The organism is Bacillus sp. NPDC094077 (assembly GCF_050279465.1).
In the GTDB taxonomy this organism is placed as follows: Bacteria; Bacillota; Bacilli; order Bacillales; family Bacillaceae_G; genus Bacillus_A.
The window spans coordinates 1-14,673 of sequence record NZ_JBNNUF010000021.1 but is presented as its reverse complement, the minus strand read 5'-3'; the positions used below and the strand labels follow the sequence as shown (position 1 = coordinate 14,673).

Genomic DNA, 14,673 nt, shown 5'->3' with positions numbered 1-14,673 from the left:
GACTTTTTATTTTACAAGAAAGGGGGGATTTCACTATGAGTAATGTAGGTAAAACATCAATTGATATTGAAGCAGATTCCAGTCAGGCAAGGCGATCATTTGAAAACTTCTTTAAATACGTTACTACTGCAACAAAAAAGATTGAACGTGTAATCAAACAAGCAGACATCATGGGGGATTTTGCTGCACAAGTAGAAAATTCATTACAGCGAGCAGAAAAGGCTTTTGACAAGCTAGAACGTAGAATTAATACTTTTAACCCTAGTCTTAATATAAATGATGTAGAAATCGATACAAGTACTGTAGAGCGAGGATTACGCACCTTAGAAAGTCAGATACAAGAATTCAATCCTAGCATCACAATTAATTCAATCGATATTGACGACAGTGTATTAGAAAGAAAGTTACGTCAGTTAGAACAACGCCTAGCTGCTTTTAACCTAGAAATGAATATCAGAACACCAGATTTAGATACAAGCGCGATAGAAAGTAGAATTTCGGCTTTAGAACGACGTGTGGAACGTGTTGATATTGGTGGTGGTATCGAACGACGAGCAAGAAGCAGTTTGCGACGTGCAGAAGAACCATTTAATGATTTCTACGATTATTTAGACACTGCTGCACGACGTATGGAAAATAGCATGCGCGCTTTCAGTCCAGCCGAAACATTAGATCAAGAAATACAGCGCATGAATAATTCTTTAAATCGATTTAATCCTGAGGTTCAGTTAGAAAGACAAATGCGTAGCATAGCGCAAAGTGTAGCGCAACCTATAATGAATCTACCGCAGCACCTCAGACCATTCCATGATGCATTAGCACGAACGCGATATGAGTTACAAACAACAGCTTTAACGAGCAGACAATCTTTAGATGAAATGGCTACCGCTGCTATACGCTCACAAGTATCTTTAAATCGTATGATGAGTGCAACAAGTAGTGGTAAAGCTGCAGCAAAGGCGATACAAGAATTAGGCGATACAACAAAAACTACACAATTAGCTATTTTAGGTTTGTCACGAGATGGAAAGGTAAAAGTATCTACAGAAGAAGCACAAAGGCAAATGGCGAGTTTTAACGACCATGTAGAGCGAACCAAGCAACGCTTAGAACAACTACGTGATGCTGGCGATATGGCTTCCTATAATGAAGGTATGCGACAACTTGAACGTCAAATGCAACAAGTGGATAGAGCTATGCGTGCAGCTGCACAAGGTGGAGCAGCTTATACAAGCATGTTAGACCAATTGGGTATCCATACTGCAAATGCTGCCAATCAATCTGCAATTGCTATGGAAAGCATGAGAACGGGTTTTATGCGTTCTATCGATCACATGAATGCAATGAAAACGCAGTCGCAAAAAATGATGGATGCTCTTGGGGATACAAGTAGTATACAGCGTCTTGACCGTGCATTTTTACAAATCGGTCACAGATTAGAAGAAATGGCTAAGCGAGGAACAGCTGCAAATATAGCTCTAAGACAATTGGGGCCTAATGCAAGCATGAAAGATTTAATGGATCGCGTACGCCTTATTAATACTGGACTAATGAGAATGCAACAACTAGCCCTAGTTGCAGGTATAGCAGTTGCAGGATTCACTGCCATTATGTTCAAATTGGCTACTGCAGGTCCAAGTGTAGATGAAGTGGCTCAACAGCAAGCGGAACTTACCAATACCTTCTTAGAAGAATTAAAACGTCGTGAAGATGCAATATATAACTTCGCTGGTTTGTTCGAAAAAATAGAAATTAAAGGTTTCAATAAATCGACTTTAATGAACAACTTGCAAGAACAAGTTAATGTTATGTCTCAATGGGTCGATAACATGAAATCTTTATCCGCTCGTGTCCCGGAGGATCTTAAAGGCGAATTATATAAGATGGGACCAGAAGCAGCTGGGCAAATAGCCGCATTAAACAGTATGTCTGATGCAGAGCTAGCAAAGTATGTTGAATTGTGGAGAGAAAAACATAGCTTAGCCCGACAAGGGGCAATGGATGAATTAGCAAAGCTAAAAGAGGAAACTGAGCGAAAAATTTCAGAACTGGAAAAATCGTTGCAACCTCTTACTATAGCTACAGAAAAATTTAAACAAGCGTGGTTAAATGCTCTAGGGCCATTTATAGAAATATGGGGCGAAATTGCTGCTAAGATTCTAGATGCTGGTACTGCAATAGGTAATTTCATTGCGAAATTGAATGAAACAAATCCAGAAATAGTTAAACTTGTGGGTATGTTTACATTCCTATTCACAACACTATTGATGTTATTGTCACCTATGGCTATCGGTATAGGTAAAGCAGAAGGAATGGCTGCTGCATTCACTTTAATTTGGACGACTATACAACCTATGATATTAGGATTTTTAAGGGTAGCAGGTATGGCTTCACTAGTAGCAGGTGCAATTGTTCTTGTTGGTGGATCTATTATGAAAATGTGGGAACACTCCGAGAACTTTAGGAATTCTATTACAAGTGCCTGGGAGAATATCCAATCTGTATTCGGTTCATTAATTTCGTCGATAGCTGAAGATGCGCAACGTCTTTTTGATGCATTTATGAAAGTTATCAATTTATTAATAGGTGGCAGCGGAAGCAGTACACAAAGATTTTGGACGTCTTTAGGCGATGCAATTTCTAAAGTAATAGATTTACTTTCAGGTATGCTAATGCCTGTTCTTTCTGCAGTAGGTAGTGTGATATCAAATGCATTTAGTGCTGTTGTTGATGTTTTCGTTGAAATATTTAAAGCGATAGAACCCGTCGTAGTACAAATACGCAACTTTATTAGTGTAATTTTCGAAGCATTTTCAGCATTAAGCAGCGGAGGTAATTCTGCTGCAGTTTGGGAAACAGTAGCAAATATATTTAACTTTCTAGTTAATATAATTAGAGATGTTTTTGTAGGAGCGATAACCTTACTAGGCAGTGCGTTCTCACGACATTTTTCTAATGTTATTGCTATCCTTACAACAGTTGTACAGGCTTTTACGTTTGCAATTCAAAAAGTAAGAGAATTCACTGCTGCGATTATATCAATTTTTAATGGTGATATCGGCGCAGGTGTAAATATTTTAGAAAAACTAGGTTTCTCACCTAGCCAAATTCAAACGATAATAGCTAGCGTTACAAATGTTAAGGCTGTTATAAGAGAATTTGTTGATGCTGTGATACAGGGATTTACAGAAGCTTATCAGTTTGTAAAGGCGCTATTTGATTTCTTTACAGGTAATAAGCAAAGTGGTGTAGATCTATTAAAGCAATTAGGTATGTCTGAAGATACAATACAGAGTGTTGTTTCAATTGTAGATGGTATTAAAGATGCCTTTAATAGTTTATGGAGTTTCTTCAGTGAAAATATCCTGCCGATCATTAAAGATATAGGATCTTCTGTACTTGAAGGATTAACTGGAGTCGTCACAGGAATAGTAGAAATCGTAAGTGGTATTATACAAGTGTTCTTTGGCTGGTTATCTGGAGATGTAGAGAGCTGGTCGCAAGGGCTTAAATCTATATTCGATAGTTTGGTTACAATCATTAGTGCTGTATTCTCTACAGCTTTTGAAATTTGGAAAGGTATTTTCCAAATTGGATTAGAGATATTAGCATCAATTTGGGGTGCGTTAGTAGATTGGATTTCTCCGTATATCGAAGCAGCAATTGATTACATAACAACAAGTTGGAATTCTCTTGTTGAAGACACGAAATCTATTTTAACTGGTATAGGTGATTTTTTCGTTGAATTATGGAATCAATGTATGGAAACAACGACTTCTATATTAGGGAGTATAGGTACATTTTTCATCGACTTATGGAATCAATGCGTTGAAGTGACTGTTAACACATTAAATTCTGTACTTAACTTTTTAGTAGAATGGGCAGCAAATATATTAAACTTCTTTGCTCCAGCGATTGGTTTAATCATAGCAGTTTCCTCATTAGCCTGGGAAGGATTGAAAGCTACCACAGAATTCATATTTAATTCAATATATGAATTTATAATGTTCATATGGCAAATGGTATATTCAGCGATTACTAGTGTAGTAGATTTGATACTTCCGTATATAACAGCTGCATGGGATATGATAAGCAGTGTAACATCCACTGTATTTAATGCCATAAGTACATTCATATTAGCAATATGGACATCTATATATACTTACATTTCTGAAAAAATCAGTGCTGCAGTTCAATTTATAACTGATGGATGGAATCTAATAAGTAGTGTAACTTCTACTGTGTGGAATTTAGTGGTTTCATATATTTCTAGTACACTTTCGGCTATATATTCATATATCTCCGAAAAAATTAATGCTGCAGTTCAATTTGTATCCAATCAGTGGAATTTAGTGAGCAGTGCAACTTCTACTGCCTGGAACTATATAGTTTCATATATATCCAGTGTATTATCTTCAATCTACTCGTATATTACTGGAAAAATTAGCGCCGCTGCTCAATATCTATCAGATCGTTGGAATATGATAAGTAGCGTAACATCTAACGCGTGGAATCAAATAAAGTCGTATGTTTCAAATGCTTTGAGCGCTATTTATAACTATGTTTCTGACAAAATATCTGCTGCATATAACTATATTTCTGATAAATGGAATTCTACACTTTCAACAACATCTAGTATTTGGAATTCTATAAAATCGACAATATCCGATGCCTGGAATGGAATCTATAACTATGTAAGCGATAAGGTAAATGCTGTTAAATCATATATTTTAGACAACTGGAGTACTCTATCAGGTAGCGTAACTTCGGTATTTAATGCTGTTAAAAAGGCCATTATTGATCCAATTGTGGAAGCTTATAATAAAGTGGTTGGTATTGTAAAAGATATTAAAGCAGCATTTAATTTTAAAATAGATATACCGAAACCCAATATACCTATACCAAGTTTCAACTTCAATAAAGGAGATATACTAAATGGTGTTATGCCTAGCTTCGGGGTTAAATGGCACGCTAATGGCGGTTTCTTCGACTCTGCTAGTATTATAGGTATTGGTGAAAAAGGACGCGAGGCAGCGGTTCCCCTGGTTGGTCGCCGTATGGATCCATTCGCTGATGCTGTGTTCAATAGATTAGCAGAAAAATTCAACGGTTCATTTACTGGTTCTGCTCCATCTTCATATGATAAAAAGGTTGATTTAATTTTGAATTTGACTAATTTAATGGATGGTAGAGAATTAGCTAGCGGAACATATAAATACGTTACAGAATTACAAGAACGAGAAGAAGAAAGAAGAAAACAATTTTAAGGAGGGGACTCATGGGTAGTTATCAGAGCTTTACATTTAATAATGAACGTAGAGATTACATTGTAATGCCCGTAGGTCGTAAACGTCCTGCTTGGGCTCCTATAAAGCGCAACTTTTTAACAGTCCCTCATAAACCAGGGGCTTTTTTAATTAATACAGAGACAGGGGTACGTCAAATAGATGTACCTCTTATTATTAAGGCAGAAAATATCGCTGATTTACAAAAAGTAAAAGAAGACTTAGCGGATTGGTTATTTACAGAAGAACCTGCTGAACTCATTTTTGACGATGAGATAGATAGAACATACCTTGCCGTAATCGATGGAGAGTTAGACCTAGATGAGTTAGTAAATAGAGGGAAGGGTGTTATTACATTTATTTGTCCAATGCCATACAAGTTAGGTGCTACTAAAACAAGTGAATTTGTTCAAAAACGGTCTACTGAAACAACAGCATACTTAGAGAATAAAGGCAGCGTAGAAGCGCCAACAATAATTGAAATGACCGTCAAGAAACCAAGTACTTTTTTAGATGTTTGGTTCGGTAAATATCCTAACGACCGTGATTATTTCCGCATTGGATCAACTTTGTCTATCAATGATAATCCTGTGCAAGAAGATAAGCGTGTACTATGGAATGAAATGAATAATATTGTTGGTTGGACTGATGCCGGACAGATTGGAAATATGAAAAGTACCGGTAGATTTAAGGTTAATGAGGGTAAATATGCATTTGAGGTTGGTGAATGGGGAAATCAAAAAAACTCAGAATTCACAGGCCCTATATGGAAGCGCTCGATACCTGGTGGACCTCTTACTGATTTTAAGGCTGAAATATATGTTACTTTGATAGCTAAGAACTATTGGGAAATGGGCCGAGTTAGTATGTTCTTATTGGATGAACAAGGCGATATAGTAGCCGATGTCAACATGAATGATCTGTACTGGACAGTCAAACAAACACACGCTTTTGCGCGCATCGGAAACGCCTCACAACCAAATAATACAAGGAAAATGTTTGACTCTGGAGGTAGTGGTAATACAGCGTTTAATGATTTCTATGGCCGCATGGCAATCGCACGCCGTGGGAAAAAGTGGTCTGTTTACTTTGCTAGATTCCGAGACGGAACAGAGATAGACGACTATAAAGCAGTTGAATTCTTTACAGACGATGAAAAAAATCCAATGACAGTAACAGGTAGAAAGGTCGCCCAAATAGCTATTGGTATTCAACGATGGTCTACTAATGAGCCTACTAACTTGATGAGAATTGATGATTTGAAGGTTTGGAAGATTAATAAGGTACCTGGCGAAGGTAAGCCATACTTGGTAGATACTGGCGACAAAGTTGTAATCGATACAGAAAGAAGCCTTGTTACGATTAACGGGAAAAACGCTATTAATATTAAAGATATATTTAGTGAGTTCCCCACTATTATCAGAGGATATAATCGGATTGATATTATGCCACCAGATGTTACAGCAACCATTAGTTTCAGGGAGAGATATCGATGAGAGGACCGAGCGGAACACTTCATGTTGTTGATTTTAAAACCAATCAAATTGTCTCGGCCATTCAGTCGAAAGATTATTGGGATGATAAGCGACATTGGGAAATCAAAAACAACATTGATATGCTTGATTTTACTGTCTTTGATGGAACGGATCAAGCGGATACATTGATGCAGCAAAATTTAATTTTAAAAGAAGTAAGAGGCGGTCGTATCGTCCCCTATGTTATAGACGATACGAAAAAAAAAGCAGATGGTCGATCAATGACGGTATATGCTTCAGGAGAATGGGTGCTACTGAAAAAAGAAGGGATTATTAAACCGCAAAGAATTGAGAGCAAGACTGTGAATGAATTCATTGATATAGCACTTGCCGGAACCAAGTGGAAGCGTGGCATTACGGAATACGCTGGTTTCCACACAATGACTATTGATAAATTAATTGACCCACTTAAATTTCTTAAAGATATCGCTTCACTTTTTGATTTAGAAATTGTTTATCGAGCTGAAGTTGTCGGTTCTCGAATTGTTGCTCGGTATGTAGATATGGTAAAAAGCAGAGGTAGAGATACTGGAAAAGAGGTTACTTTAGGTAAAGATTTAAATGGTATTGTCCGAAGAGAAAACTCTCAAAATATTTGTACAGCACTTGTTGGATTTGTAAGAGGCGAAGAGGAAAAGATAATAACGGTAGAGAGTATTAACGGCGGTTTTCCTTATATTATAGATCATGCTGCATTTCAACGCTGGAATGAGAATGGTCAACATAAATTTGGTTTTTATACACCGGAAACTGAAGAACAAAATATGACACCGGAACGCTTAATGACACTTATGAAAATGGAGCTAAAAAAGCGTGTGAATTCCTCTGTTCAGTATGAAGTTGATGCAACTGATATTGGTAAGATATTCAGATTGGCACACGAGGAAATTACGGAAGGGGACATTATAAGAATTAAAGACACAGGGTTCACCCCTAAATTGTATCTTGTGGCCAGGGTAATTGCGGGTGATGAGTCATTCACAAATCCGTCTTCAAACAAATATGTATTTGGTGATTATATAGAAATCATCGATACGAGAGAAGAAATGCAAAAGCTATACAATAAGATTCGAAATGCTTTATGGGATAAAGCAAGTAATGAAGCGTTAAAACTACTCGAAAAACAACTGGAAGACATATCTAGTGGTTTTGACGATAGATTAATTGCAATGAAGACAAGCCTTGAAAAAACTGATGAATATATTAGTTTAAATGCTCAAGCTGTTAATCAAAAACTAGAAAAATTATCTTCTGATTTTAGTGTAACCGCTAAAGAGGTTAGTTCAAAAGTTACAAAAGGTAAAATTATATCTACTATTAACCAATCAGCAGAACAAGTGCGAATATCAGCTGAATTAATTGATCTAGTCGGTAAAGTAAAAGCGGAGTGGTTAATAGCTGGATTGTTGCAAGGTATGACAATTAAAACAAGTAATGATAAAGAATACATCCACATGGAAAACCAGGTTCTTCGGTTTGTGAATCAAGGTAAAGCAAAGATTGTTATTGGTTTTGAAGATGATAAGAAAAGTGCAACCCTAAATCCATATATCATCTTAGGAGAAGGGGACGGTGCAGGTAGGAACTTAGGAAGTATCTATAAAGATGGAAATGGTGTTTATTATAGATATGTAGACCAAAACGGATTAGAAAGCAATATCCGGTTGACTGCCCAAGGCAACATAGGGATAACCGCACAGGATGGATTTTGGTGTTCTTCTAAAAGGGTTAACTTCTCAGCTCCAATTGAAACGCCAGGAATTAAATTTAACTCGTTTGGCAGCACTCCAGGTTCTCAACAAGGTACTTTTTGGATGGGTAATGGCTATAAAGGGTTTGGGGCTTATTTTCATGATGGACGTGCATGGAACTATCTAAGTAGTTCACAGTAATAGAAGGAGCAAATAATATGAGTCAGTTCTTAGGTATTATAACAACAGTTAAGAAAGACGGAACAATCCAAGTACCGTTAGACATGTTACAAACAGCAGGTATTAAGCCTAATTCAAAGGTGGAATTATTCTCTGATACTTCTAATCTTTTTATTAGAACTGCCGAGAAATTCTGTGATATTTGTGGTGCAAATACAAACACAACAAGAATCGGTAATCAAGAGATTTGCAAAATTTGTTTAGATCAAATTGCAACTGCATCGCAAGAAAAACAACAGTTGGTATCAGAATAGAAACGTTGAAAAATTAATTAGTTAAAACAGAGGGAGCAGCAAACGCTGGTCTTTTTATTTGTGTCTATATATTAAGAATGGAGTGATAATATGGAACAATTAACGACACCTTATGATCTGTATGTAGATTTAACTGAAGGTACCATACTTGTATATGTTAACGGGGTACCTGGCACTAAAATAATTCAATTTTATCAAAATGAAGGAAAAACATCTGTGTTAAATATTCACATTCGACAACAAAATGATGTACTAAAACTTCAAAATAAAACAGTACGTATAGCGTTTAAAAAGCCTGATGATGAAATTGTTTGGCAGCCATGTGAAATTGTAGATGCAAATATCGGTAAAGTTACAGTCGCTTTGGAAGAACAAACTTTAGTGGTTCCTGGAGACTTAGCTGTACAATTACAGGTTTCTGATGCGAATGGCCGTATTTCAGAATCTGATGTGTTTTACATTAGAGTGCATAAATCTTTAATGACGGGGGAAACCATTAAATCGACTAGTTCATTACCTCTGTTAGAAAATGCGATTAAAGCAGGAGAATTATTTAAAGGATATAAAGTATCCGATTTAGCGGCAATAAAGCCTACTGCAGAAGCAGCTAAAAAGGCAGTCGATGACACAAATAAAAGAGTAGATGCTAATTCTGGTAGACTTACCGTTTTAGAAAAAGATATGTCAAAACAAGATATTAAAGCACAATCACTGACTCATGGTCCAAACCTTGTAAATGCGACTGTAGCATCTCCGCTTAATGTGGAAGTGCAGGGACGTACATTGGTCAATTTACTAGGACAGACTACTCTGGATCCAACAAAGTATTACTTGTTTATGCCGAATAAAGGTACAACGAAAATTACCGCCGGTGGAAGTTCATATGATGGAGTTGCTAAATTTACAGGGCAATCAGCTATTACGTATACAATTAAGCAAGATTATAGAAGGAAAGTAGCTGGTAGTACTGTAGAAAATGGGCATATCGCTAAACGGACATGGTCACATTCTACTTTAACTACACTGGCAAAGCCGACAGAAACAAGTTCTTCAATTGGTGAAGTAGAACAACTACGATATGCAGATTATATATCTTTAGACGGAAAATACAGTCCGACATCTGTGAATTTTAATGGCGGTATAGCACAAGAAATGCATAGTTTTGATGTTATTCGGGCGTTACAAGATAAGTTTGGTATTCAAATATGGCAAGGAAAAACAGCATTAGCTGATAAAGTTATGATTGCGAAGCAACTGATTGCAGATTATACAGTTGCTTTGTATGCACGTGGCTCTGGTCCGAAGGGAAATAAAGTATATGTAAAAAGATGGATTCCAAGTACTTCTACCTGGTTTGGTTCTACCATAAGTACAGAAAATAATCCTACTAAAATACAAACAGGTTCAGCGAGTGTGCAAGAAATTGACAATAACGGATTTATTCACGTTATTGCGTACGCTGATGCGAGTGATGGAGCTAGACCGAGTTTAGTTAGTGTTGATCTAGCAGCATTCGAATTAAAAACAAAAATAGATTCCTCAATGGTCATGCTAGAGGATGCATTGTATGAAGTCAATCAAGCGATTTACAACAAAATTAATGTTGACCCAGAGTATTCCGGTTCAAAACTTATTGATAAATTCCCGTATGTGGAAGGTATTCAACATTTGAATCCTGTTGTCATTACGGAGGGAGCGAATTTAACTCCTGGGTTGTCTGAATGGACGCACTCAGCTAACGCACAAGTAGTTGGAAGTGACGTTCTTGAGATTTTATCTACCGGGATATACCAGCAATCGAGTGTATCTATAGAGGCTTTCCCAAGTACCACATACACATACACTGTTGAAAAGGTTGAGGGTACGGGGGCCTTTATTGGAATCAACTTCATTGACATTAACGGGAATTTTATTTCTCAGATCAATGCTGATAATAATACCCCATCTTTGACAGTGACTACCCCGCCAAATTGTAGAGGACTTCAACTTAAGCTAACTGGGAGAGAGCATGGAAATAACACGCTAGTATTTTCAAAACCAATGTGTGTGATAGGAGATAAACCAAAACCATTCGTGCCACGTAATCCATCGTATTTACACACAAATACAGTACTTGCAGGAATGAGCGGAATTAACGATGTGTTATACAAAGAAGATGGACAATGGAAAGTACTTCGTAAGTGGGGACGAGACTTAAATTTATACGGAGATATATTTGAATGGAAGCCTAACGGTAACAGAACAGGTGGTAAGGAATTTATAATTACTTTTTCATCTAAAGAAGGAGCAGGAATTCTTTCTAGATATGATGGGGTAAGTGTTTCTTATTCCAAGTTACCTATAAACAATGGAGATGGTTTTAATAATACAGGTAGTATGGCCCTTAGAATAACAGTTCCAAATAAGGATACTGGTTTCTTAGAGTCCTATACTCCAATAGGAGATGAAACCAAAGCTTACTTTAATGGTTGGAAAGTCAAAAATGCTGATGCGAATGGTAAACCTACTGCATGGGTGTCTCTTGTGGATGGCCAGGATGCTCCCACACAGACGCTAGCTTACGTGAAAGCAAATAGAGCGCAAAACTACACACCATATAGGCTTACGTATCAGTTTGCTACACCACGAGTAGAAAATGTGCAAATTGAGGGAGAACTTGTAGTTGATGGATTAACGCAAATAAACATCGATACCGGTGTTGTAGTAAGAGAGAAGGTTAAGCCTAAAGCAATAGGGGATGAATACTACATCAATGTGTTCCAGGCAGGTCATGAAGAGCAAAGGTTAAAAAATAGATGCAATTATATAATTAATGTATATAAAAATGGCTCTCCTGATGCGGCATGGATACTCTCTAGATATGGGACGGAAGGTCAAACAGGATATGGGAACGCTAGAGTGCAAAAAACATTATTTGATCCAAAAGCAGAATACACTGTGACATATCTTGTATTGGACAAACATCAATTCACAACAAATGCAACTGATGTGAGAGTGTCATATAACCAATCCATACGTTCTACAACGGATGCATTAACGGTAGGACAATCCAATAATACAACAAGTATTAGCATCCTTCAAAACCTTATGATGGACGTTCTTGCTAGATTAAAAGCGAATAGCTTGTAGGAGGTGTAATGATGGAATTAGAGACAGTAATTGAATATCTATCTAGTGCTGGTTTAATCAATAAAGAAGAGTTTGATAAGAAAGTAGAAGAATATAAGCAAGATGCACCGGCAGTGAAGTTAGCTCAAAATAATGCATCATTATTAATGCTGGTAGCTGAAAAAGATCTGCAACTTTCAAAAATAAACCAACAGTTATTAGCAACAAATGAACAACAGGCTACACTACTTATGGCACTTGCCGAGAAAGGGGTTTTATAATATGTTAGGTAACGATTTTTGGTATAAGACAATTAGAAGATATTTTGAGTTAGGTTGCTACAGTAAGGAAGATGTACAAAAGTACTATTCACCACTGAATAAAATCACTGAAGAACAGTGTAAAGAAATTATTGGTGAACCTAAAGAGCAAGAGGAATCACAATCAATTCTGGAAGAGAATTCAGAAGAACAACCAACAAAAACAGAATAGGTTTTTTCAAAGCGTACACGATGTAGGCTTTTTTATTTTACTAAAAGGAGTAGAAGATATGGATCGTATCGATGTAGTAATGAAAACATTTATAGTCACTTTTGGTGGCTTCTGTGGGTATTTCTTAGGAGGATGGGATGCAATATTGAAAGTTTTAGTTACGATGGCATGTATTGATTACCTGACAGGGGTGATTGCTGCAGGATTTAATGGACAATTAAAAAGTAAAATCGGTTTTAAAGGCATCGCCAAAAAGGTGATGTTTTTTCTTTTAGTTGCAGCGGCCACTCAAGCTGATGTGGCTATGGGAACAAAGTGCGCTATTCGTGAAGCAACGATCTTTTTCTTTATTGGAAACGAGTTGCTGAGTCTTTTAGAAAATGCCGGACGTATGGGAATCCCTTTGCCTTCAGCATTAACGAATGCAGTTGAACTTTTAGGTGGTAAACAAAAACAAGAAGAGAAAAAGGGAGATGTTCAATAATGGGACACATTGTAGATATTTCAAAATGGAACGGTAATATTGATTGGGATGTAGCAGCGCCACATTTAGATTTTGTAATTGCACGAGTACAAGATGGCTCAAATTATGTAGATCCTTTATATAAAAATTATGTACAAGCAATGCAAGCAAGAAACATTCCATTTGGTAATTATGCATTTTGTCGTTTTGTTTCGGTAGAAGATGCACGAGTAGAAGCACGCGACTTTTGGAACCGCGGTAATAAAAATGCCACAGTTTGGGTAGCTGATGTAGAAGTAAAAACAATGAATGATATGAGAGCGGGTACGCAAGCTTTTATCGATGAATTACGCAGATTAGGCGCTAAAAAAGTAGGGTTATATGTGGGGCATCATACTTATGTGCCATTTGAAGCACGTAATATAAGAGCTGATTTTGTATGGATTCCTCGCTATGGCGGTCCTAAGCCTGCATATCTATGTGATATGTGGCAATATACAGAGTCGGGCAATGTTCCTGGCATCGGGAAGTGCGATATTAATAAATTAATTGGTGATAAACCATTATCTTGGTTTGTAGGTGGAACTGCATCAAAGGTTGTAAGTTCCCCTGAAAAACTTGAAGGTATTGGTATTGCAACATCAAAATACCCTGATGGATATGGGGTTAATTTATATGAGAATCCTGCTGATCCGCAGTATACAGGAAATATCACTCAAAACATTCCGTATCTTATTTTCAAAGGATATTGGGGTGGTGAAGATAAGGATATGATTTGCTTAGGCTCTGAGAAGCAGTGGGCAAAATTAGAGCATTTCGATGTAGAATGGTTCCATGCTTACTCCAAATATCCTCCTGGATACGGAATTGCAGTTCATAGTGAGCCTGAGTGTATTAATCATATTGATAACATCGATGGAACGGTGCCATATCGCGTTTGGGGCAAATATTTGGATGCTATTGATATTGGTGGAAACAGATGGATTAAAGTAGAACATGTAACGATTAAATAATGAAACTTTGAACTTATTAGATATACTAACGGTACCGATGAGATTGTGTCATAATACCATCGAAATGGTCTGTTTTTTCCTTTTGATAAAGGAAGTTTTTGTTGTATCGTAAAATTTGAGTTTGTGAGATTCTATAGAAGGAAGCTACACGTGAGTTATTAGAAGCTCTAATTCACTGTCTAGTTTCTTTCCCTAATAAACATCCCTCGTGAAATATCATGGGGGATGTTTTATTTTGTTCTAGAAGAGATAAGGCAAGTAAAGATGAATGGAAAACTATAGGATGAAGTGAATAACTTACGTTTCTATGATGCTCCATCTTGGTAAGATAAAGACGTGACTGATTCTGTAGATGTAGGATTAGGGTTTACTATTGATGCGAAAGTAATCGTTAATGGTTCACCACAATATAAAGTTAAAAACAGTAGAGGAAATATATACTACATTACAGCTAGCCCGTATTATGTAAGCATAAGATAAAAAAGAAACGATATTCCATATAAAATGTACCCTATGGAATAGACACTTAAAAAAGTCTATTCCATAGGGTATTTCTTGTATAATAAGAAAAAAACTAGAATCGGAGAAAATT

At 36.8% G+C, this 14,673-nt stretch carries 9 protein-coding genes and 1 pseudogene; all 10 read left to right on the top strand.

Annotated features, from left to right (window positions below; all coding sequences use genetic code 11):
• The first annotated feature begins 35 nt into the window (after window positions 1-35).
• The 10 genes and pseudogenes from ACQKNR_RS26500 (at window position 36) to ACQKNR_RS26455 (ending at window position 14,561) form a co-directional block, all read left to right on the top strand.
• The gene (locus tag ACQKNR_RS26500) at window positions 36-5,267 is read left to right on the top strand and encodes a hypothetical protein (RefSeq protein WP_427322047.1); all 5,232 of its coding nucleotides are present in this window, start codon (window positions 36-38) and stop codon (window positions 5,265-5,267) included.
• A gap of 11 nt (window positions 5,268-5,278) precedes the next feature.
• A complete protein-coding gene (locus tag ACQKNR_RS26495) occupies window positions 5,279-6,781 on the top strand; it encodes a distal tail protein Dit (protein WP_427322045.1) in 1,503 nt (500 codons plus the stop codon).
• Window positions 6,778-7,894 (top strand): annotated as a pseudogene (locus ACQKNR_RS26490) (phage tail spike protein); the annotation flags it as partial. The gene ACQKNR_RS26495 and the pseudogene ACQKNR_RS26490, both read left to right, overlap by 4 nt.
• 835 nt (window positions 7,895-8,729) lie before the next feature.
• Window positions 8,730-9,005: a hypothetical protein gene (locus ACQKNR_RS26485; RefSeq protein ID WP_088325971.1), complete on the top strand. Its 276-nt coding sequence runs from the start codon at window positions 8,730-8,732 to the stop codon at window positions 9,003-9,005.
• A 90-nt stretch (window positions 9,006-9,095) separates the two neighbouring features.
• On the top strand, window positions 9,096-12,134 hold the full coding sequence (locus ACQKNR_RS26480) for a BppU family phage baseplate upper protein (protein WP_427322043.1): 3,039 nt from the start codon (window positions 9,096-9,098) through the stop codon (window positions 12,132-12,134).
• Between the two features lie 11 nt (window positions 12,135-12,145).
• Window positions 12,146-12,394, top strand: coding sequence for a hypothetical protein (locus ACQKNR_RS26475; RefSeq protein ID WP_427322041.1), 249 nt, complete (start codon window positions 12,146-12,148; stop codon window positions 12,392-12,394).
• 1 nt (window position 12,395) lies between these two features.
• Window positions 12,396-12,605 (top strand): XkdX family protein, encoded by a 210-nt coding sequence (locus tag ACQKNR_RS26470; protein ID WP_427322039.1) that lies wholly within the window; start codon window positions 12,396-12,398, stop codon window positions 12,603-12,605.
• Between the two features lie 58 nt (window positions 12,606-12,663).
• Window positions 12,664-13,089, top strand: coding sequence for a phage holin family protein (locus ACQKNR_RS26465; RefSeq protein ID WP_427322037.1), 426 nt, complete (start codon window positions 12,664-12,666; stop codon window positions 13,087-13,089).
• On the top strand, window positions 13,089-14,081 hold the full coding sequence (locus tag ACQKNR_RS26460) for a glycoside hydrolase family 25 protein (RefSeq protein WP_427322035.1): 993 nt from the start codon (window positions 13,089-13,091) through the stop codon (window positions 14,079-14,081). Before ACQKNR_RS26465 ends, ACQKNR_RS26460 begins: the two co-directional genes overlap by 1 nt.
• 336 nt (window positions 14,082-14,417) lie before the next feature.
• Window positions 14,418-14,561, top strand: coding sequence for a hypothetical protein (locus ACQKNR_RS26455; RefSeq protein ID WP_427322033.1), 144 nt, complete (start codon window positions 14,418-14,420; stop codon window positions 14,559-14,561).
• Window positions 14,562-14,673 lie beyond the last annotated feature (112 nt).

What these genes read in the sequence shown, in the direction of transcription:
- ACQKNR_RS26500 (WP_427322047.1), top strand. Translation starts at nt 36, where the DNA reads ATGAGTAATGTAGGTAAAACATCAATTGATATTGAAGCAGATTCCAGT.
- ACQKNR_RS26495 (WP_427322045.1), top strand. Translation starts at nt 5,279, where the DNA reads ATGGGTAGTTATCAGAGCTTTACATTTAATAATGAACGTAGAGATTAC.
- ACQKNR_RS26485 (WP_088325971.1), top strand. Translation starts at nt 8,730, where the DNA reads ATGAGTCAGTTCTTAGGTATTATAACAACAGTTAAGAAAGACGGAACA.
- ACQKNR_RS26480 (WP_427322043.1), top strand. Translation starts at nt 9,096, where the DNA reads ATGGAACAATTAACGACACCTTATGATCTGTATGTAGATTTAACTGAA.
- ACQKNR_RS26475 (WP_427322041.1), top strand. Translation starts at nt 12,146, where the DNA reads ATGGAATTAGAGACAGTAATTGAATATCTATCTAGTGCTGGTTTAATC.
- ACQKNR_RS26470 (WP_427322039.1), top strand. Translation starts at nt 12,396, where the DNA reads ATGTTAGGTAACGATTTTTGGTATAAGACAATTAGAAGATATTTTGAG.
- ACQKNR_RS26465 (WP_427322037.1), top strand. Translation starts at nt 12,664, where the DNA reads ATGGATCGTATCGATGTAGTAATGAAAACATTTATAGTCACTTTTGGT.
- ACQKNR_RS26460 (WP_427322035.1), top strand. Translation starts at nt 13,089, where the DNA reads ATGGGACACATTGTAGATATTTCAAAATGGAACGGTAATATTGATTGG.